Below are 20229 nucleotides of genomic sequence, written 5' to 3'. Positions count from 1 at the left end.
AACTGTGTGCGAGCCTGCTCGCGATAGCGGTTCAGCATTCAACGAAGACGCTGACTGATCTGACGCCATCGCGAGCAGGCTCGCTCCCACATTGTCCCGGGGTTAACCCAGAATCGAGGTTCACCACCGACCTCTGTGGGAGCGAGCCTGCTCGCGATAGCGGCTTAGCATTCAACGACGATGTTGACTGATCTGACGCCATCGCGAGCAAGCTCGCTCACACAGGGGATTGGCGCTCGGGCGCAGCTTTCGTGAACACCGCGAAAACTGTGGGAGCGAGCCTGCTCGCGATGGCGGCTGCACAGTCAAGATCGATGCAAGCTGACCCACCGCTATCGCGAGCAGCCTCGCTCCCACAGGGGAATGACGGTGGGCACTACCTTGGTGAACACCGCAAAAAACTGTGGGAGCCGGGCTTGCCCGCGAAGAGGTCAGTCTGGACACCAGGAATATCCTGATAAAAAAACGCCCCGACAAGTCGGGGCGTTTTTCATCTGCGGCTAAGGCTTAGCGCGGGAACGCTGGCGGGTTTACACCGGCCATGTCTTCCATCACGCGGACCACCTGGCAGCTGTAACCGAATTCGTTGTCGTACCAGACGTACAGAACAACGCGGTTATCTTGGCTGATGGTTGCTTCAGCATCCACAACACCGGCGTGGCGCGAGCCGACGAAGTCGGTGGACACCACTTCCTGCGAGTTGACGAAGTCGATCTGCTTATGCAGATCGGAGTGCAGCGCCATGTAGCGCAGGTACTCGTTCATCTCCTCACGGGTGGCGGCTTTCTCAAGGTTCAGGTTGAGAATGGCCATCGACACGTTTGGCGTTGGAACGCGGATCGCGTTGCCGGTCAGCTTGCCGGCCAGTTCAGGCAGGGCCTTGGCGGCGGCGGTGGCGGCACCGGTCTCGGTGATGACCATGTTCAGCGCGGCGCTGCGGCCACGACGGTCGCCCTTGTGGAAGTTATCGATCAGGTTCTGGTCGTTGGTGTACGAGTGAACCGTTTCAACGTGACCGTTGACGATGCCGAACTTGTCGTTCACAGCCTTGAGCACCGGCACGATGGCGTTGGTGGTGCAGGAGGCGGCGGAGACGATCTTGTCGTCCGCGGTGATGTCGCCGTGGTTGATGCCGTGAACGATGTTCTTCAGCTTGCCCTTGCCAGGTGCGGTCAGGACCACGCGGTCGACACCCGGGCAGGCCAGGTGCTGGCCCAGGCCGTCGGCGTCACGCCATACACCGGTGTTGTCCACCAGCAGGGCGTCCTTGATGCCGTACTGGGTGTAGTCCACCTCGGTCGGATTCTTCGCGTAGATCACCTGGATCAGGTTGCCGTTGGCGGTGATGGTGTTGTTTTCTTCGTCGATGGTGATGGTGCCGTTGAACGAACCATGGACCGAGTCGCGACGCAGCAGGCTGGCACGCTTGGTCAGGTCGTTCTCGGCGCCCTTGCGCACCACGATGGCCCGCAGGCGCAGGCCGTCGCCGCCACCGGTCTTCTCGATCAGGATGCGCGCCAGCAGACGGCCGATACGACCGAAGCCGTACAGGACCACGTCAGTGCCCTTGCGAGCCGAAACGTTTTGCTGGCCAACCACATCAGCCATCTCTTCACGCACGAACTGCTCGGCGCTACGGCCATTGCCTTCGTTGCGGAATTTGAACGCCAACTTGCCCAGATCCACCGAAGCCGCGCCGAGCTTGAGCTCGCTCATGGCTTTGAGCAGGGGGAATGTTTCGTGGACGGAGAGTTCGCTGTCGTCGGAAGAACGGTGGCGAGCAAAGCGGTGCGCCTTGAGAATCGCGATGACAGACTGGTTGATCAGGCTGCGGCCATAGATCGAGCTCACCACGTTGTTATTGCGGTAGAGCTGACCGATGAGAGGGATCATCGCTTCAGCGAGTGCTTCACGATCAATCCATTCACCAAGACACTGGTCGGGCTTCTGAGTCACGGGAACCTTCCACATGTAGGGGCTGAAAAAAGGGGCTACATTATGCCGCCGAGTCCACGCGGGGGCAATGCGCGCCTGTCGCGCCGTGGTTTTCCCCTCTGCCCGGGTAGTCTGCGACTGACAGCCGCCCCTTTACCCCGCTACAATTGTCGACTTTGTCGCAACGCTGGAGCTCAATCTTCCGTGCCCGTTCTGCGTCTTCCGCTTCTCCCTGCCACGGCAGGTAAACAGCACTGGGGCAATCTGCCCGGTGCCGCCCTGAGCCTGGCCATCGCCGAGGCCGCCAGCGCTGCAAAGCGCTTCACCCTGCTGCTGACCGCCGACAGCCAGAGCGCCGAACGGCTGGAGCAGGAGCTGGGCTTCTTTGCTCCGGATTTGCCGGTGCTGCATTTCCCGGACTGGGAAACCCTGCCCTACGATCTGTTCTCGCCACACCAGGACATCATTTCCCAGCGAATCGCCAGCCTTTATCGGTTGCCGGAGCTCAGTCATGGCGTTTTGGTAGTGCCGATCACCACCGCCCTACATCGACTGGCCCCGACCCGGTTCCTCCTCGGCAGCAGCCTGGTGCTGGATATCGGCCAGAAGCTGGATGTGGAGCAGATGCGCACCCGACTGGAGGCCAGCGGCTACCGTTGCGTCGACACCGTGTACGAGCACGGCGAGTTTGCGGTACGTGGCGCATTGATCGACCTGTTCCCGATGGGCAGCAAGCTGCCTTATCGCATCGACCTGTTCGATGACGAAATCGAGACCCTGCGCACCTTCGATCCGGAAAACCAGCGCTCCATCGACAAGGTCCAGTCGGTCCGTCTGCTGCCTGCCAAGGAATTCCCGCTGCAAAAAGACGCCGTGACCCGTTTCAAGGCGCGCTTTCGCGAGCGCTTCGACGTGGATTTCCGTCGCTGCCCGATCTTCCAGGACCTGAGCAGCGGGATCACCCCCGCCGGCATCGAGTACTACCTGCCGCTGTTCTTCGAAGAAACCTCCACCCTGTTCGATTACCTGCCCCAGGACACCCAGGTGTTCTCCCTGCCTGGCATCGAGCAAGCCGCGGAAAACTTCTGGAACGACGTGCGCAATCGCTACGAAGAGCGACGCATCGACCCGTCCCGTCCTTTGTTGCCGCCCGCCGAGTTGTTCCTGCCGGTGGAAGACTGCTTCGCCCGCCTCAAGAACTGGCCGCGCGTGGTGGCGAGCCAGCAGGACGTGGAAACCGGTGGCGGCCGTGAACGCTTCCCGGCCAAGCCATTGCCGGACCTGGCGATCGAAGCCAAGGCCGCCCAACCCTTGGCGGCCCTGGCCGGTTTTCTCGACGGGTTCCCCGGCCGCGTGCTGTTCACCGCAGAAACCGCCGGGCGCCGCGAAGTGCTTCTGGAGCTGTTGGAGCGCCTGAAGCTGCGGCCCAAAACAGTCGACAACTGGCCGGACTTCGTCGCCAGCAAGGATCGCCTGGCGATTACCATTGCGCCGCTGAATGACGGCCTCGTGCTGGATGATCCAGCCCTGGCGCTGGTGGCCGAAAGCCCGCTGTTCGGCCAGCGCGTCATGCAGCGTCGTCGCCGCGAGAAACGCGCCGATGCCGCCAACGACGCGGTCATCAAGAACCTCACCGAGCTGCGCGAAGGCGCGCCGGTGGTGCACATCGACCACGGCGTGGGCCGCTACCTGGGCCTGGCGACCCTGGAAATCGACAACCAGGCGGCCGAATTCCTCACCCTGGAATACGCCGAAGGCGCCAAGCTCTACGTGCCGGTGGCGAACCTGCACCTGATCGCCCGCTACACCGGCAGCGACGATGCCCTGGCCCCATTGCATCGCCTGGGCTCGGAAACCTGGCAGAAAGCCAAGCGCAAGGCCGCCGAGCAGGTGCGCGACGTGGCCGCCGAACTGCTGGACATCTACGCCCGCCGCGCCGCCCGCGAGGGGTATGCCTTCGCCGACCCGAAAGCCGACTACGAGACCTTCAGCGCCGGTTTCCCGTTCGAGGAAACCGTCGACCAGCAGACCACCATCGAAGCCGTGCGCGCCGACATGCTCGCGCCCAAGCCGATGGACCGGCTGGTGTGTGGCGACGTCGGCTTCGGCAAGACCGAGGTGGCGATGCGCGCCGCGTTCATCGCCGTGCACAGCGGCAAGCAGGTCGCGATCCTGGTGCCGACCACCCTGCTCGCCCAACAGCACTACAACAGCTTTCGCGATCGCTTCGCCGATTGGCCGGTGACCGTGGAGGTGATGAGCCGCTTCAAGTCCGCCAAGGAAGTGAACGCCGCCGTGGCCGACCTGGCCGAGGGCAAGATCGACATCGTCATCGGCACGCACAAGCTGCTGCAGGACGATGTGAAGATCAAGAACCTTGGGCTTGTGATCATCGACGAAGAACACCGCTTTGGTGTGCGCCAGAAAGAACAGCTCAAGGCCCTGCGCAGCGAAGTCGACATCCTGACCCTGACCGCCACGCCGATTCCGCGCACGCTGAACATGGCGGTGTCGGGCATGCGCGACCTGTCGATCATCGCCACCCCGCCGGCCCGTCGCTTGTCGGTGCGCACCTTCGTCATGGAGCAGAACAAGAGCACGGTCAAGGAAGCCCTGTTGCGTGAGCTGCTGCGCGGCGGCCAGGTCTATTACCTGCACAACGACGTGAAGACCATCGAGAAGTGCGCCGCCGACCTGGCCGAGCTGGTGCCGGAAGCGCGGATCGGCATCGGCCACGGGCAGATGCGCGAACGCGAACTCGAACAGGTGATGAGCGATTTCTACCACAAGCGCTTCAACGTGCTGATCGCCTCGACCATCATCGAGACCGGCATCGACGTGCCGAGCGCCAACACCATCATCATCGAGCGCGCCGACAAGTTCGGCCTGGCCCAACTGCACCAGTTGCGCGGCCGGGTCGGGCGCAGTCACCACCAGGCCTACGCCTACCTGCTGACACCGCCGCGTCAACAGATCACTCCCGATGCGGAAAAACGCCTGGAGGCCATCGCCAATACCCAGGACCTGGGGGCCGGTTTCGTGCTCGCCACCAACGACCTGGAAATCCGCGGTGCCGGCGAACTGCTGGGCGACGGCCAGAGCGGCCAGATCCAGGCCGTCGGCTTCACCTTGTACATGGAAATGCTCGAACGGGCGGTCAAGTCGATCCGCAAGGGCGAACAACCGAACCTCGACCAGCCCCTGGGCGGCGGGCCGGAAATCAACCTGCGGGTGCCGGCGCTGATTCCGGAAGATTACCTGCCGGATGTCCATGCACGACTGATCCTCTACAAGCGCATTGCCTCGGCCGCCAACGAAGAGGACCTCAAGGACCTGCAAGTGGAGATGATCGACCGCTTCGGCCTGTTGCCGGAACCGACCAAGAACCTGGTGCGAACGACGCTGCTCAAGCTCCAGGCCGAGCAACTGGGCATCAAGAAAGTCGACGGCGGCCCCAATGGCGGCCGGATCGAGTTCGAGGCCCAGACCCCGGTCGATCCACTGGTGCTGATCAAGCTGATCCAGGGCCAACCCAAGCGCTACAAATTCGAAGGTGCCACGATGTTCAAGTTCATGGTGCCCATGGAGCGCCCGGAAGAGCGTTTCAATACCGTAGAAGCGCTGTTCGAGCGCCTCTCCCCGACCACTGTTTGAAGGACGCCCCATGCGCCTGTTTCGCTCACTGACCTTGTTGCTGACCCTGGTCGCTCCCCTGGCGTTTGCCGACGACCTGTATCAGGTTGAAATGATTCTGGTGCGCCAGAACGCCGAACCGGCGATCATCAGCCGCGCCGCCCCGGAAGACTGGGACGCCGGCGCGCAGCGCCTGCCCGCCGACAGCCAGCGCACCCCAGCGCTGGGCAACATCGTGGAGAAACTCAACAGCAGTGGCCAATACAGCGTATTGATGCACAAGGCCTGGCAGCAGAACCTCGGGGAACAGGGCAGCAAGGTCGCCATCAGCGACGGCGCCGAGCAGTACGGCCAGTTTCCCATCGAAGGCACCCTGGAGCTGAAGCTGGGACGTTTCACCGACGTGGATGCCGACTTCTGGATCAACCGCATCGACGCCAATGGCCTGGTTACCGCCAGCGAACGCCTTAGACAACAGAGCCACACCAAGAACGGTCAGCTGAATTTCCTCGACAACGGTCACCTCGGCCTGTTGATCAAGATCACCTCACTGACCGCGCCCGCGCCACGGCAGTCCCCTGACGTCATTCCGGACTGATCGGCGCGCCTATGCCCTCGCCCCTGAGCAAACCCCTGGCACCTTCCTGGGTCAATCGATTCAAGGAACAGAGCCTGGAGCGTGGGCGGCGTTACGCACTGGAAAACCGCGTCAGGATCGTCGAGACCGGAGAAAGCACCATCACCGCCAGTTGCGAAGGCTCTGGTGGCAGTGTTTATCGTCAGACCATTCGCCTTAAAGAGTCAGCCAAGGGCACGCTGATCCTGCTCGACGCCGCGTGCACCTGCCCGGTGCGCATCAACTGCAAGCATTGCGCGGCGGTGTTGCTACAGGTCCAGGAAACCCTGGCCTATCCGGCTGCCGAAAAAGACGCCCAACTGCTGGAGAAACTCCAGGCAGTGCTGGACAATCGCAGCCCCAAGGCCCCGCCGCAGGTGCTGGTGGACAATGTTCAACCGCTGCCGCGCCTGTGGCTGGCGAGCATCGAGTTCAGCGCCTTCGAGCCGCGTAACGGCAAGATGCAGCGCTACATCCAGCACCGCGCCGCCCTGTCGTTCAGTTACCTGGACGAGTACGTCAGCGGCCAGCGCAATACTGACGTACTGATTCGCCAGGAAACCCAAACACTGCGGATAAAACGCCACACCGATGTGGAGCAGTCTTACCGCGAGCAGCTAAGAATCCTCGGTTTCAAGATCGCGACCCGGCAAAGCAAGGCCTTGCCGGAAAGTGCCGGCGAACTGTACGAGATGGTCAACGACAGCGCCTGGCTGACGTTCACGCTCAATGATCTGCCGAAACTGCGCAGCCAGGGCTGGGAGTTGCAGATCGACGAAGATTTCGGCTTCGACCTGACCGCCGTGGACGACTGGTACGCCACCGTCGAGGAAGCGCCGGAGCGGGACTGGTTCGATCTGGAACTGGGGATCATCGTCAACGGCGAGCGATTGAGCCTGTTGCCGATCCTGTTGAACCTGATGCGCTCTCACATCGAACTGTTCAACCCGGAACGCCTGGCCAGGCGCCGCGATGACGAACTCATCCTGGTCAACTTGCCGAACCGCCCGAATTCGGAGTTCGGCCCGCAACAAGTGGCCCTGCCCTACGGCCGACTGAAACCGGTACTGGCCACCCTGGGCGAGTTCTACCTGAACGAACCCGGCACTACCAAGCTGCGCCTGAACAGCGCGGACGCCTTGCGCCTCAATCCGCTGCAAGACATGCCCCTGCGCTGGGAAGGCGGCGAACACATTCGTGGCCTGGCCCAACGCCTGCGTGACATCAGGGACTACACCACCACCGCGCCGGAAGGCCTGAACGCGACGCTGCGGCCTTATCAACTCGAAGGCTTGAGCTGGATGCAGTCGCTGCGGCAACTGGAAGTCGGCGGCATTCTCGCGGACGACATGGGCTTGGGCAAGACCCTACAGACCCTGGCGCACATTCTCAGCGAAAAAAACGCCGGCCGCCTTGACCGTCCCTGCATGGTGGTGATGCCCACCAGCCTGATTCCCAACTGGCTCGACGAGGCGGCTCACTTCACGCCGCAACTGAAGGTGCTGGCCCTGTATGGCGCCGGACGCAAGAAGCACTTCGAACGGCTGGCCGATTACGACCTGGTGCTAACCACCTATGCATTGCTGCCCAAGGATGTCGAACGCCTGAAAGCGCAGCCACTGCACGTGCTGATCCTCGATGAAGCCCAGTACATCAAGAACCCCACCAGCAAAGCCGCCCAGGCCGCCCGCGAGCTCGATGCCCGGCAGCGCCTGTGCCTGACCGGTACGCCGCTGGAAAATCACCTGGGTGAACTCTGGTCGTTGTTTCATTTCCTGTTGCCCGGTTGGCTGGGAGACAGCAAAACCTTCAATCGGGACTATCGGACTCCAATCGAGAAGCATGGTAGCGGCGAGCGGATGCGGCACCTGACGGCTCGAATCAAGCCGTTTCTGCTGCGGCGCAAAAAGGAACAGGTCGCGACTGAACTGCCGCCCAAGACCGAAATTGTCCACTGGGTCGATCTCAATGACGGGCAGCGGGATGTCTATGAAACCGTACGTGTGGCCATGGACAAGAAAGTGCGCGACGAAATTGCCCGAAGCGGTGTGGCCCGCAGCCAGATCATCATCCTCGATGCACTGCTGAAGTTGCGTCAGGTCTGCTGCGACCTGAGGCTGCTCAACACCACGCCGACCGCCAAGGCACTGCGTTCCGGCAGTGGCAAGTTGACCGGCCTGATGGAAATGCTCGAGGAGTTGCTCAGCGAAGGGCGCAAGATCCTGTTGTTTTCCCAGTTCACCTCGATGCTGGCCTTGATCGAAGAGGAACTGCACAAGCGCGCCGTGGAGTATTCGTTGCTGACGGGTAGCACCACCGATCGCCGTACACCGGTGAGGGACTTCCAGAGTGGCAAGGTGTCATTGTTCCTCATCAGTCTCAAAGCGGGCGGTACCGGGCTCAACCTGACGGCTGCCGATACGGTGATCCATTTCGATCCCTGGTGGAATCCGGCCGTGGAAAACCAGGCGACCGACCGTGCTTATCGCATCGGTCAGAACAAGCCGGTGTTCGTCTACAAGCTGATTGCCCGGGGCACCGTGGAAGAAAAGATCCAGCTGCTGCAAAAGGAAAAATCCGACCTCGCCGCCGGCGTGCTCGACGGTCGCGTAGCCGGCGACTGGAAGCTGCAGAGCGACGATATCGAAGCACTGTTCGCGCCGTTGCCGGATAAGCTGGAAAAGCGCTGAGGTCCGCTGGCGACGGCAGGGCGTACCCTGATGCCGAGCAGCCAAGGAAATCCTGTGGGAGCGAGCCTGCTCGCGATAGCGGTGTCCCAGGCACCTGCAATACTGGATGTTCCGACGCCTTCGCGAGCAGGCTAGCTCCCACAGGGGATCTGCGATGCAAGAAAATCCTGGGTCATCCACGATCCTACATCGATCAATACAGACTCAAGCCTTGGGCAATGGCGCAAACAGCGCTTCGATATCGCTCTGCTCCAGCTTCCAGCCACCCGTCGTTCCGCCATCCAGCACACTGCCCGCCAACGCGGCCTTCTCCTGCTGGAGGGCCTGCATCTTCTCTTCCAGCGTGCCCCGGGCAATCAGCTTGTAGACGAACACCGGCTTGTTCTGACCGATGCGATAAGCACGGTCGGTCGCCTGGTTTTCCACGGCCGGATTCCACCAGGGATCGAAATGGATCACCGTATCGGCAGCCGTCAGGTTGAGCCCGGTACCGCCCGCTTTGAGACTGATGAGGAACAATGACACCTTGCCACTCTGGAAGTCCCTCACCGGTGTACGGCGATCGGTGGTGCTACCCGTCAGCAACGAATACTCCACGGCGCGCTTGTGCAGTTCCTCTTCGATCAAGGCCAGCATCGAGGTGAACTGGGAAAACAACAGGATCTTGCGCCCTTCGCTGAGCAACTCCTCGAGCATTTCCATCAGGCCGGTCAACTTGCCACTGCCGGAACGCAGTGCCTTGGCGGTCGGCGTGGTGTTGAGCAGCCTCAGGTCGCAGCAGACCTGACGCAACTTCAGCAGTGCATCGAGGATGATGATCTGGCTGCGGGCCACACCGCTTCGGGCAATTTCGTCGCGCACTTTCTTGTCCATGGCCACACGTACGGTTTCATAGACATCCCGCTGCCCGTCATTGAGATCGACCCAGTGGACAATTTCGGTCTTGGGCGGCAGTTCAGTCGCGACCTGTTCCTTTTTGCGCCGCAGCAGAAACGGCTTGATTCGAGCCGTCAGGTGCCGCATCCGCTCGCCGCTACCATGCTTCTCGATTGGAGTCCGATAGTCCCGATTGAAGGTTTTGCTGTCTCCCAGCCAACCGGGCAACAGGAAATGAAACAACGACCAGAGTTCACCCAGGTGATTTTCCAGCGGCGTACCGGTCAGGCACAGGCGCTGCCGGGCGTTGAGTTCACGGGCAGCCACAGCGGCCTTGCTGGTGGGGTTCTTGATGTACTGGGCTTCATCGAGGATCAGCACGTGCAGTGGCTGCGCTTTCAGGCGTTCGACATCCTTGGGCAGCAATGCATAGGTGGTTAGCACCAGGTCGTAATCGGCCAGCCGTTCGAAGTGCTTCTTGCGTCCGGCGCCATACAGGGCCAGCACCTTCAGTTGCGGCGTGAAGTGAGCCGCCTCGTCGAGCCAGTTGGGAATCAGGCTGGTGGGCATGACCGCAAGCGCTGGAGTCTCAAGGCGCCCGGCCTGCTTCTCGCACAACAGGTGAGTCAGCGTCTGCAAGGTTTTACCCAGGCCCATGTCATCGCCCAGGATACCGCCGACTTCCAGCTCACGCAGGGTCTGCATCCAGTTGAGCCCTTCGAGCTGGTAAGGCCGCAGAAGCGCATTGAGCCCCTTGGGTGCCGGAACATGCACATGGGTCGACTCACGCAACCGTTTTGCAAAGGCGCGCAGTCGCTCCCCGCCCTTCCATTCCAGCGGCACACCGTCGAGCACATCCAGCCTGGCCGCATCGAAGGCATTCAGGCGTATCGAGTCGCCCCGATGCTCCTTCATGTACAGTTCGCCGAGGGTCGCCATCAACGGCTTGACCCGCCCATACGGCAACGCAACCTTCACGCCGGGACCGGCCAAGAGCTTTCCGCCGTTGAGGTCGAGCAACATCAACTGCTCGTCGTCCCGCTGGTCGAGGCTGGCCGGATCCATCATCTGTGGCCTGGAGCGCAGCAAATGAAGCAGGATCGGCAGCAGACTGTGGCGCGTGCCATTCACCACGATGCCCAGTTGCAGATCGAACCATTCCCGACCGGGAGACTCTTCGATATCTGCGTACAAATGCTCCACGGGCTGCAGATTGAAATGGAAGTCGTCTTCGATCTCGACCTGCCAATGGGCGGCACGCAACTGCGCCAGACCGTTACCCATGAATGCCAGCCAGGCTTCATCATCGGGCAGTTGGAATTTCTCACCCGGACTGTCTGCCAGCGCAACGCTTCTGCGGGGGGCTTTTTTGAACCCTACTTTGCGCAGGGCCTTGCGCAAGGCCAGTTCAACGTCCAGCTTGCGCTGTATATGCAAGGTTTCAGTCCCGGACAGAACCGACACTTGCGTGGGTTCCTTTTCGTTTGCCACATGGCCGTCATAGGTGAAGGTCAATGCCGCGCGATGTTCCGAATGGGAGTTCCAATGCAGGTAAGAGCCGAGAGCCAGCACCGGCTGCGGCTCGACATCCTCGACGACCCGCTCCGTCAGTTGTTGCGGAGGTGGAATCTGCCGACCGAGCCCATTGATCCGATGACTGAACAGCCCCGCATGGCGAGCTGACACCTCTGGCGCAAGGCTTAGATGGCATGCCAGCTTGTCGTCCACCCCATAGGACAGCGGCCCAAGCTCCCCACGCACCCTGTCCAGATAATAAAGCGGCTCGAGTGGCAGGACCGTATCCAGTATTTGCGCATTGCTTTGCCACTGAGGCAGATAATTGCCATTGGGTTGCTCAGCCCAGGAAAACTGGGCAGGCCGCTCCGGGCCTGCGGTCAAAGGCTGTGGCGGGTCCAGCTTATAGAGCAGGCGAGAGGACTGCGCGGCAAGCGCGAGCACTTCGGCGCCGTTGCGTCCTTGCAAAGGATACGTGTTGATATGGCTACGAAAATCGTGGCCGCTGATCAGCAACCGACCGATTTTCCTGTCGAGATCCGTTGCGAAATCCGGCAACCGAATCAGCATGTCTGCCAGTGAATAGAACGCTTGCAGATCCTGCGGATGGCCGTCATCGGACTGGCGCCCCAGGAACAGCCCCAGCGTCCAGTCCCCGGATTTGTTTCTCTTGAGCCGATAAAAAAGCCGAACATCGGTTTTTCTTTCGACGGGCGCCGACTCTGAAGCCGGAGCAGGAATGTGTTTGATCCAGCGCTCAAGCTCGGAACTCAGCTGGTCATCGGCAAAACCAGCTTCCAGCGCTTGCTCATCGCCCAGCAGATGGAACATGACGGCAGCGCAATGCTTGCAATTGATAGCGACCGGACAGGAACACTGGTAATCGACCTCGTAGTCATTGCGATGACGAATGAGTTCGATGACCTGCTGGTAGACATTGTTGCCGGAGCCCCGGCATTCGGCCTGGATCGCGCGCTCGTCTATCTTCAGGATCCGTATCTGGTCCTGCTCGGCGTAATCGAAACCACGCTCGAGCGTTCGCGGGGAAAACGTTTCGCCCCAGTCAGTCTCCAGGACTTCTGCTATTGATTTGATCATCGGCTTACATCAACACCCGCGCCAACGTCGACTTCACCTTCCCCATCCCGTCATGCAGTGCCTGCTCGATCTCGGCCATGGTGATCACCGCCGTGGACTTGCCCGCCGCCGGGTTCACCACCAGGGCCAGGCAGGCGTACTCCAGTTCCAGCTCGCGGGCCAGCGCCGCTTCCGGCATGCCGGTCATACCGACGATGTCGCAACCATCGCGTTCCAGACGGGCGATTTCGGCCACGGTTTCCAGGCGCGGCCCCTGGGTGCAGGCGTATACGCCGTGGCTGCTGTAGCCGCAGCCTTCGGCGGCCAGGGCAGCGATCAGTTGCTGGCGCAGCGACTCGCTGTAGGGGTAGCTGAAATCAATGTGGGTGACGGCTTCCAGGTCATCGGCGAAATAGGTGTGCTGGCGACCGCTGGTGTAGTCGATCAATTGATGAGGTACGCAGAAATGCCCGGTGCCCATCGCCGCATGAATCCCGCCCACGGCATTGACCGCCAGGATCGCTTCGGCACCAGCCTGCTTCAGCGCCCAGAGATTGGCGCGATAGTTCACCTGATGGGGCGGCAACCGATGGGGATGACCATGGCGGGCCAGGAACAGGACCTCGCGTCCAGCGTACTCGCCGATCTGCACCTCGGCCGATGGGGCACCGTACGGCGTTTCTACCGCCAGGGACCGGCGAATGGTCAAGCCTTCGAGCTGGGTCAGGCCAGTGCCGCCGATAATTGCGTAAACGGTCATGACAAAACGTCCTTAATCAATCAATTGGGCGGCTTTCAATGCGCCGATTGCCGTCAGCCAGCGTGGATCCTGGCGGTATTCGGTGGTAGCGAAGGCCTGGCCGCGCATGCGGGCGATCCGCGCCGACGGCTTGACCTTCAGCCGCTGGGCGGCGCTCAAGGCCAGCTCCGCGGCGGCGCGGTCGTTGCACACCAGGCCCATGTCGCAACCGGCCGACAACGCAGCCTCGATACGACTGGCGGCGTCGCCGACCACATGGGCACCGGCCATCGACAGATCATCGCTGAAGATCACGCCGTCGAATTGCAGTTCGCCGCGCAGGATGTCCTGCAGCCAGCGCCGGGAAAAACCTGCCGGGTTGGCATCGACCTGTGGATAAATCACATGGGCCGGCATCACCGCGGCCAGTTGCTTGCTCAATCGGGCAAACGGCACCAGGTCATTGGCGCGGATCTGCTCGAGGCTACGCTCGTCCTTGGGGATCGCCACGTGGGAGTCGGCCTCGGCCCAGCCATGGCCAGGGAAATGCTTGCCGGTCGCCGCCATGCCGGCCGCTCGCATGCCGCGAATGAATGCACCCGCCAACAACGCGGCACGCTCCGGATCGCCGTCAAAGGCTCGACTGCCGACCACCGCACTGCGCTGATAATCGAGGTCCAGCACCGGCGCGAAGCTCAGGTCGAGACCCACCGCCAGCACTTCGGTCGCCATGATCCAGCCGCATTGCTCGGCCAGGTATTCGGCATTCGGGTTGTCGGCAATCGCTCGCATCGCCGGCACCCGTACGAACCCCTGGCGCAGACGCTGGACGCGCCCGCCTTCCTGATCGACCGCCAACAACAGGTCAGGACGAACGGCGCGGATCGACGCGCTCAGCTCTCGTACCTGACGTGGATGCTCGATATTGCGCGCAAAGATGATCAGCCCACCCACTTCCGGCTGACGCAACAGGTGGCGATCTTCGGCCGTCAGCCAGGTACCGGCGACGTCCACCATCAACGAGCCTTGCAGGCCAGCAGTCATAGCATTTCCTTAGTAACGATGAATCCGCACCGCCATGCAGACGCGACCGCGCCACCGAACACCTGGTCCGGCAGATCGCGGTCGTGCAATGACACTGGAAACGGATTCGAAACGAGAGTCGGCATGGGCGGCTAGCTTAGCGGATGTGGGCAGCCGCGCCCACCCGTTCACGCCTTGGCGAGGGCCGGTGTGGATTTGTTGCGCGGACGTAACTGAGCGGCCGCCATGGCGTCATCGGTGACCCCGCTTTCAGCGCGCATGCCGGCCGCCAGGAAGGGCACCATCAGGCGCATTACCTGCTCGATCGACGTATTCACGCCGAAATCGGTTTCGGCGATCGCCCTCAGGGCCTTGATGCCGGACATGCTGAACGCGGCGGCGCCGAGCATGAAGTGCACGCGCCAGAACAGCTCGATCGGCGGGATACGCGGCGCAGCCTCGTTGACCAGGAGCATATAGCGGCGGAACACCTTGCCGTACATGTCTTCCAGGTAACGCCGCAGGTGCCCCTGGCTCTGGCTGAATGCCAGGCCCAACAGGCGCATGAAAATGGACAGGTCGTTACCGCTGCGCGGCTGCACGGCGAGCGCTTGCTCGACCAGCATCTCCAGCAGTTCCTCCAGGGAGGGCTTGACGTCGGGCTTGGCCTGGCGACGCTCCAGTTCACGGTCGAGGCTGAGGCAGAATGGTCCGAGGAATCGCGAGAACACCGCCTGGATCAGCGCTTTTTTCGAACCGAAGTGATAATTCACTGCCGCCAGGTTGACCCCGGCCTTGCTGGTGATCAGGCGCAACGAGGTTTCGGCGAAACCTTTTTCCGCGAACAACTGCTCCGCAGCATCGAGAATGCGTTCAACGGTTTCCGACTGGGCCATGGTTACTCCGCCTGACAAACACTTGTTTGAAACATACGTTTCGACCCTGGGGTCTGTCAAGCCTGACGGGACGTTTTGCGAACGCCCGGTCAGCTATTTAACCACACCTTTGCCAGGCTGTAGCCCAAGTGGCCTCAACCGCCCGATCGACCGTCCAGCGGCCCGTAAAAAAAGGAGGATTGCCAAGCGGCGCTCACTGTATATAATCCCAGTCACTGTATAAAAAGACAGAGCGATCAATATGCTAAAGCTGACGCCACGCCAAGCAGAGATTCTGGCCTTCATCAAGCGCTGCCTCGAGGACAACGGCTATCCGCCGACCCGCGCGGAAATCGCTCAGGAACTGGGTTTCAAGTCGCCCAACGCGGCTGAAGAACACCTCAAGGCACTGGCCCGCAAGGGCGCGATTGAAATGACCCCGGGCGCATCCCGTGGCATTCGCATTCCCGGCTTCGAAGCCAAGGCCGACGAAACCACCCTGCCGATCATCGGTCGCGTGGCGGCCGGTGCCCCGATCCTCGCCCAGCAGCATGTGGAAGAGTCCTGCAACATCAACCCTGCTTTCTTCCATCCGCGGGCTGATTATCTGCTTCGCGTACACGGCATGAGCATGAAGGACATCGGCATCTTCGACGGCGACCTGCTGGCGGTACACACCACCCGCGAAGCCCGCAACGGCCAGATCGTGGTGGCGCGTATCGGTGACGAAGTGACCGTCAAGCGCTTCAAGCGCGATGGCAGCAAGGTCTGGCTGATCGCCGAGAACCCTGAGTTCGCGCCCATCGAAGTGGACCTGCAAGAACAGGACATGGTCATCGAAGGCTTGAGTGTCGGCGTCATACGCCGCTAAAGGAGGCTTTATGCAGTTCCCTCACACACCACAGCACACGCAACTTCCGTTGTTCGAGGCTTTCATGGCCCAACCACTGGCTCCAGTCCTGAAAGAGGTGATTGAAGCACCTTGGGGCATTGAGCCCGAGGCCTTCAGTGAACTGTCACTGCGTGGTGCAGCCGGGAACTGCCTGAACCTGCTGGCACCGATTCTGCGGGAACTGAGCCAGGACCAGGAAGCCCGCTGGCTGACGCTGATCGCCCCACCCGCCAGTGTTACCCAAGCCTGGTTGCGGGACGCAGGTCTTAATCGCGAGCGAATCCTGCTGCTGCAACCACGGGGTACCCAGAGCGCTCAACAGCTGACTTGCGAAGCCTTGCGCCTGGGCCGCAGCCATACGGTAGTCAGCTGGCTCAACCCGCTGAGCTCAACGGCACGGCAACAGTTGATCAGCGCCGCCCGCACCGGGGACGCACAAAGCCTGAACATTCGATTGGGCTGAGACAAACACAGGGCTTCTCCAGGACAGAGAAGCCGGACGGCAATATGACTTCCAGGAAACCGACAGACGGGATCAGTGAAGAACCCGCGGCCCCTCTTCCTTGTTGTTGAATTCGCCTTCAACCAGGCGCCCTGCCATCTGGACCCCCACGCTCAACATCGCCTTGGCGACTTCGACGTGTTGGCCTTGCAGGAAGGCCTTGGCATCTTCGGAAAAGCTCAGAGTCACCAGGGAACCCTCGTCCTCGGCCCTGCGCAGCTCGATACGGCCATCAGGAAGTTCGACAATTTCTAGAAAGGACGTTGGCATAAAAGTCTGTTCTCCACGAAAGGCGAGGATTATATAGTCATCGGCCAGGCTTCGCTCGGGATCTTGACCAAGCGTTATCAATGAAGGACGTGGGCTGAAAGGAAATTCAGCACTCGTTCAACCCTTCACGGAAGCGCAGAGCCAGGCTCTTGAGGTTCTGACGCCAGCTCTCCAGCTCTTCCCGGCTGAGCTCCTGCTCCGGCTCTTCTTCATCCAGGTTGACCGCCACGATCAATGGCTGGGTCACGTCGCCCTTGGGCTTGCGAGGTGGCCGTGGTGGCTGGAACAGAGCCCCATAGGCCGCCAGCAGCCTGGCCAGCCAGGTTTCCGGGTTTTGAGCCAGCTCGATCATTTCAGCCAGTTCCGGGATCGCAATGTCCCGCAACACTTCCTGGGTCAGCAGCAGCTCGGCCCGCGGAACGTTCGCCTGGGGCAGTCGATAGAAACCGGCAATTTCATGGCACAACCCCAACAACGCACCGTACAGGTGAAACAGCGCCGATTCGCGCCCGGCCTGCAGCAATGCCGGGGAATTCATCGCGCGCCCATCCTCGGTCCTGGCGAGCGCTTCGAGCGACAGGCCGGCGAAGTAGATTTTCTGGTTGGTGCGGGTATAGAGCTCGTGGGCCATGACGGCATTCTCCCAACGATGTGAAAGCTTCACGCAAGGGCGACAGTGTCGTGGATCAACCAAGACCACTGCAAGCCAAATACAGTCAAAGAATCAAGCGGTACCCTGTGGGAGCGAGCCTGCTCGCGATAGCGGCGCAACAATCAGCATCAATGCTGCCTGATTCACCGCTTCGCGAGCAGGCTCGCTCCCACAGTTGTTTGCTTGACTGATCGGCACAGGGGAAACCCCCTGCCTCCAATCAGCGCTTGTCTTCCACCGTCCATTTACCGCCGTCGTAGTACGCTTTCCAGCCCGTAGGCTTGCCGTCGACCTCGGTCTGTACGTACTGCTCCTTGGTCTTGCGGCTGTAGCGAATCACCGCCGGGCGGCCGTCCGGATCCTTCTGCGGTGCTTCGCAGAGGAAATGGTACTTCGGATCGATCTCGTCCTTGTGCGGCACGATCTCCATCACCAACGGTGCGCGGGTCTCGCGGTTTTTCGGGAACTGACTGGCCGCCAGGAACAGGCCGGATGCACCATCACGCAGGATGTAGGTGTCGTTGACCTTCTCGCACTTTAGCTCCGGCATTTTCACCGGGTCCATCTTCGGCGGTGCGGCGTCACCGCTCCTGAGCAGCTTGCGAGTGTTCTTGCAGGTCGGGTTGGTGCAACCGAAGAACTTGCCGAAACGGCCGGTCTTGAGCTGCATCTCGCTGCCACACTTGTCGCATTCCAGGCTCGGCCCTTCATAGCCCTTGATGCGATAGGTGCCCTCTTCGATCTCGTAGCCCGCGCAATCCGGGTTGTTACCACAGATGTGCAGCTTGCGCTTTTCGTCCAGCAGGTAGGCATCCATCGCCGTGCTGCAGATCGGGCAGCGATGCTTGCCACGCAGCACCAGGGATTCGGACTCACCCTCGTCGTCCGCGGCGATTTCATCGCCCGGCACCAGGTTGACTGTTGCCTTGCAGCGCTCCTTGGGCGGCAGGCTGTAGCCCGAGCACCCCAGGAAGACGCCGGTGGACGCCGTGCGGATCTGCATCGGACGACCGCAGGTCAGGCAAGGAATATCGGTCATCACCGGCTGGTTGGCGCGCATGCCGCTGTCAGGGCTTTCAGCCACTTCGAGTTTCTTCTTGAAGTCGCCGTAGAACTCGTCGAGGACGTTCTTCCAGTCCCGCTCACCTTGGGCCACATCATCGAGATGCTCTTCCATGCCGGCGGTGAAACCGTAGTCCATCAGGTTCGAGAAGCTTTCGGACAATCGCTCGGTCACGATGTCGCCCATCTTTTCCGAATAGAACCGACGGTTGTGCAGCGCCACGTAGCCGCGATCCTGGATGGTGGAAATGATCGCCGCGTAGGTCGAAGGACGACCGATGCCGCGCTTTTCCATTTCCTTGACCAGGCTGGCTTCCGAATAACGGGCCGGTGGCTTGGTGAAATGCTGGGTCGGATCGAGCTTGATCAGCTTCATCACGTCGCCCTGGGCCATGTCCGGCAAGACGTCGTCGTCCCCAGGCTTGGTGATCTGCGGCATGACGCGGGTATAACCGTCGAACTTGAGGATGCGGCCCTTGGCGCGCAGCTCGAAGTCTCCGGCACCGACGCTGACGGTGGTGGACAGGTATTGCGCCGGCAGCATCTGGCAGGCCAGGAACTGGCGCCAGATCAGCTCGTAGAGACGCTCGGCATCGCGCTCCATGCCCGACAACTTGCTTGGCTCGGTGTTGGCGTCGGAAGGACGAATCGCTTCGTGAGCCTCTTGTGCGCCTTCTTTGCTGCTGTAGACGTTCGGCGTGTCCGGCAGGTACTTCTTGCCGAACTCGCTTTCTATATAAGTACGCGCCATCGCCACGGCATCGGCCGAGAGGTTGGTCGAGTCGGTACGCATATAGGTGATGTAGCCGGCTTCGTACAGACGCTGGGCCATCATCATGGTTTTCTTCACACCGAAGCCCAGGCGGTTGCTCGCGGCCTGCTGCAGCGTGGAAGTGATGAACGGCGCCGACGGCTTGCTGCTGGTCGGTTTGTCTTCACGCTTGACGATGCTGTAGGTAGAAGCCTTGAGCTTCTCCAGGGCAGCCATAGCCTGTGCTTCGTTGAGCGGCTTGAAGGCTTCGCCCTTTTCGCGGGCCACTTCAAAGCGCACGTTCGCGCCTTTGGTGGTGCCCAGGTCCGCGTGGACTTCCCAGTACTCTTCAGGGATGAACGCGCGGATCTCCCGCTCGCGCTCCACCACCAGCTTCACCGCCACCGACTGCACGCGCCCGGCCGACAGGCCACGGGCGATCTTGGCCCACAGCAATGGCGAAACCATGTAGCCCACCACGCGGTCGAGGAAGCGACGCGCCTGCTGAGCGTTGACCCGGTCGATGTCCAGCTCACCCGGCTCGGAGAACGCTTCCTGGATGGCCTTCTTGGTGATTTCGTTGAACACCACACGCTTGTAGCGGCTGTCATCGCCACCGATGGCTTCGCGCAGGTGCCAGGCAATGGCTTCCCCTTCGCGGTCCAAGTCCGTCGCGAGATAGATGGTGTCGGCATCTTTAGCGAGCCGACGCAGTTCTTCGATGACCTTTTCCTTGCCCGGGAGGATCTCGTACTTGGCTTTCCAGCCATGTTCCGGATCGACCCCCATGCGTGAGACCAGCTGCTTGCGCGCCTTTTCCTTTGGCGACAGCGCCGGCGCTTCACCAGCGGCCGCCTTGCCACGCTTGGCGGCTGGCTCCTTGCTGGCGCTAGCCGAACCGCTGGTGGGCAGGTCTCGGATATGGCCGATACTCGACTTCACCACGTATTGGTTGCCCAGATACTTGTTGATGGTCTTGGCCTTAGCCGGGGATTCCACAATGACCAGCGATTTGCCCATGGATCAGAAAATTCCTGAATTCTAAAAAGTGAAAGGCGGTTGGCGCCTGACGCGGCACCGCTATATATAGTGGCTGCAAGGTGAGGTCAAGCGCAGGGTTG

Annotated in this window: 13 protein-coding genes; 5 read left to right on the top strand and 8 right to left on the bottom strand. The window is 61.3% G+C overall.

From position 1 onward, the window contains the following. Positions 1–507: 507 nt before the first annotated feature. Entirely contained in the window at positions 508–1971 is a 1464-nt protein-coding gene (locus LOY67_RS09180; protein ID WP_041020650.1) for a glyceraldehyde-3-phosphate dehydrogenase, read from the bottom strand. A 168-nt stretch (positions 1972–2139) separates the two neighbouring features. Between LOY67_RS09180 and mfd the strand changes: the two genes are divergently transcribed. The 3 genes from mfd to LOY67_RS09165 are packed head-to-tail and all read left to right on the top strand — an operon-like array spanning position 2140 to position 8874. Next, entirely contained in the window at positions 2140–5589 is a 3450-nt protein-coding gene (gene mfd / locus LOY67_RS09175) for a transcription-repair coupling factor (RefSeq protein WP_265066871.1), read from the top strand. Between the two features lie 10 nt (positions 5590–5599). Beyond that, positions 5600–6166 carry a peptidoglycan binding protein CsiV gene (locus LOY67_RS09170; protein WP_265066870.1) on the top strand — a complete coding sequence of 189 codons (567 nt, stop codon included), beginning with the start codon at positions 5600–5602 and terminating at the stop codon, positions 6164–6166. An 11-nt stretch (positions 6167–6177) separates the two neighbouring features. Continuing rightward, entirely contained in the window at positions 6178–8874 is a 2697-nt protein-coding gene (locus LOY67_RS09165; RefSeq protein ID WP_265066869.1) for a DEAD/DEAH box helicase, read from the top strand. A 204-nt stretch (positions 8875–9078) separates the two neighbouring features. Here the strand turns inward: LOY67_RS09165 and LOY67_RS09160 are convergent, their stop codons facing one another. The 4 genes from LOY67_RS09160 to LOY67_RS09145 all read right to left on the bottom strand — a co-directional run bounded on the left by LOY67_RS09160 (position 9079) and on the right by LOY67_RS09145 (position 15000). Beyond that, positions 9079–12363: a DEAD/DEAH box helicase gene (locus tag LOY67_RS09160; RefSeq protein WP_265066868.1), complete on the bottom strand. Its 3285-nt coding sequence runs from the start codon at positions 12361–12363 to the stop codon at positions 9079–9081. A gap of 4 nt (positions 12364–12367) precedes the next feature. Further along, positions 12368–13102, bottom strand: a complete 735-nt coding sequence (locus LOY67_RS09155; protein WP_265066867.1) for an S-methyl-5'-thioinosine phosphorylase — start codon at positions 13100–13102, stop codon at positions 12368–12370. A 12-nt stretch (positions 13103–13114) separates the two neighbouring features. Then, positions 13115–14113: a beta-N-acetylhexosaminidase gene (gene nagZ / locus LOY67_RS09150; protein WP_265067730.1), complete on the bottom strand. Its 999-nt coding sequence runs from the start codon at positions 14111–14113 to the stop codon at positions 13115–13117. Between the two features lie 179 nt (positions 14114–14292). Beyond that, positions 14293–15000, bottom strand: coding sequence for a TetR/AcrR family transcriptional regulator (locus tag LOY67_RS09145; protein ID WP_265066866.1), 708 nt, complete (start codon positions 14998–15000; stop codon positions 14293–14295). Positions 15001–15241: 241 nt separating this feature from the next. Between LOY67_RS09145 and lexA the strand changes: the two genes are divergently transcribed. Both lexA and sulA read left to right on the top strand, forming a co-directional pair. Beyond that, positions 15242–15850, top strand: coding sequence for a transcriptional repressor LexA (gene lexA / locus LOY67_RS09140; protein ID WP_265066865.1), 609 nt, complete (start codon positions 15242–15244; stop codon positions 15848–15850). A 10-nt stretch (positions 15851–15860) separates the two neighbouring features. After that, positions 15861–16334 (top strand): SOS-induced cell division inhibitor SulA, encoded by a 474-nt coding sequence (sulA, locus tag LOY67_RS09135; RefSeq protein WP_265066864.1) that lies wholly within the window; start codon positions 15861–15863, stop codon positions 16332–16334. A gap of 72 nt (positions 16335–16406) precedes the next feature. On the opposite strand, the gene LOY67_RS09130 is transcribed toward sulA, so the two are convergent. From LOY67_RS09130 to topA, 3 genes are all read right to left on the bottom strand, one after another. Further along, the gene (locus LOY67_RS09130) at positions 16407–16643 is read right to left on the bottom strand and encodes a hypothetical protein (protein WP_265066863.1); all 237 of its coding nucleotides are present in this window, start codon (positions 16641–16643) and stop codon (positions 16407–16409) included. A gap of 106 nt (positions 16644–16749) precedes the next feature. Beyond that, a complete protein-coding gene (locus tag LOY67_RS09125; RefSeq protein ID WP_265066862.1) occupies positions 16750–17274 on the bottom strand; it encodes a DUF6586 family protein in 525 nt (174 codons plus the stop codon). Between the two features lie 241 nt (positions 17275–17515). Further along, on the bottom strand, positions 17516–20128 hold the full coding sequence (topA, locus tag LOY67_RS09120; RefSeq protein ID WP_265066861.1) for a type I DNA topoisomerase: 2613 nt from the start codon (positions 20126–20128) through the stop codon (positions 17516–17518). Positions 20129–20229 lie beyond the last annotated feature (101 nt).

The organism is Pseudomonas sp. B21-056 (assembly GCF_026016325.1).
Lineage (GTDB): Bacteria > Pseudomonadota > Gammaproteobacteria > Pseudomonadales > Pseudomonadaceae > Aquipseudomonas.
This window is presented reverse-complemented; position numbering and strand designations above follow the sequence as displayed.

Coding starts and splice junctions, on each gene's coding strand:
- LOY67_RS09160 (WP_265066868.1), bottom strand. CDS start 12,363: ATGATCAAATCAATAGCAGAAGTCCTGGAGACTGACTGGGGCGAAACG.
- LOY67_RS09155 (WP_265066867.1), bottom strand. CDS start 13,102: ATGACCGTTTACGCAATTATCGGCGGCACTGGCCTGACCCAGCTCGAA.
- LOY67_RS09170 (WP_265066870.1), top strand. CDS start 5,600: ATGCGCCTGTTTCGCTCACTGACCTTGTTGCTGACCCTGGTCGCTCCC.
- LOY67_RS09130 (WP_265066863.1), bottom strand. CDS start 16,643: ATGCCAACGTCCTTTCTAGAAATTGTCGAACTTCCTGATGGCCGTATC.
- LOY67_RS09145 (WP_265066866.1), bottom strand. CDS start 15,000: ATGGCCCAGTCGGAAACCGTTGAACGCATTCTCGATGCTGCGGAGCAG.
- sulA (WP_265066864.1), top strand. CDS start 15,861: ATGCAGTTCCCTCACACACCACAGCACACGCAACTTCCGTTGTTCGAG.
- LOY67_RS09165 (WP_265066869.1), top strand. CDS start 6,178: ATGCCCTCGCCCCTGAGCAAACCCCTGGCACCTTCCTGGGTCAATCGA.
- LOY67_RS09180 (WP_041020650.1), bottom strand. CDS start 1,971: ATGTGGAAGGTTCCCGTGACTCAGAAGCCCGACCAGTGTCTTGGTGAA.
- LOY67_RS09125 (WP_265066862.1), bottom strand. CDS start 17,274: ATGGCCCACGAGCTCTATACCCGCACCAACCAGAAAATCTACTTCGCC.
- topA (WP_265066861.1), bottom strand. CDS start 20,128: ATGGGCAAATCGCTGGTCATTGTGGAATCCCCGGCTAAGGCCAAGACC.
- lexA (WP_265066865.1), top strand. CDS start 15,242: ATGCTAAAGCTGACGCCACGCCAAGCAGAGATTCTGGCCTTCATCAAG.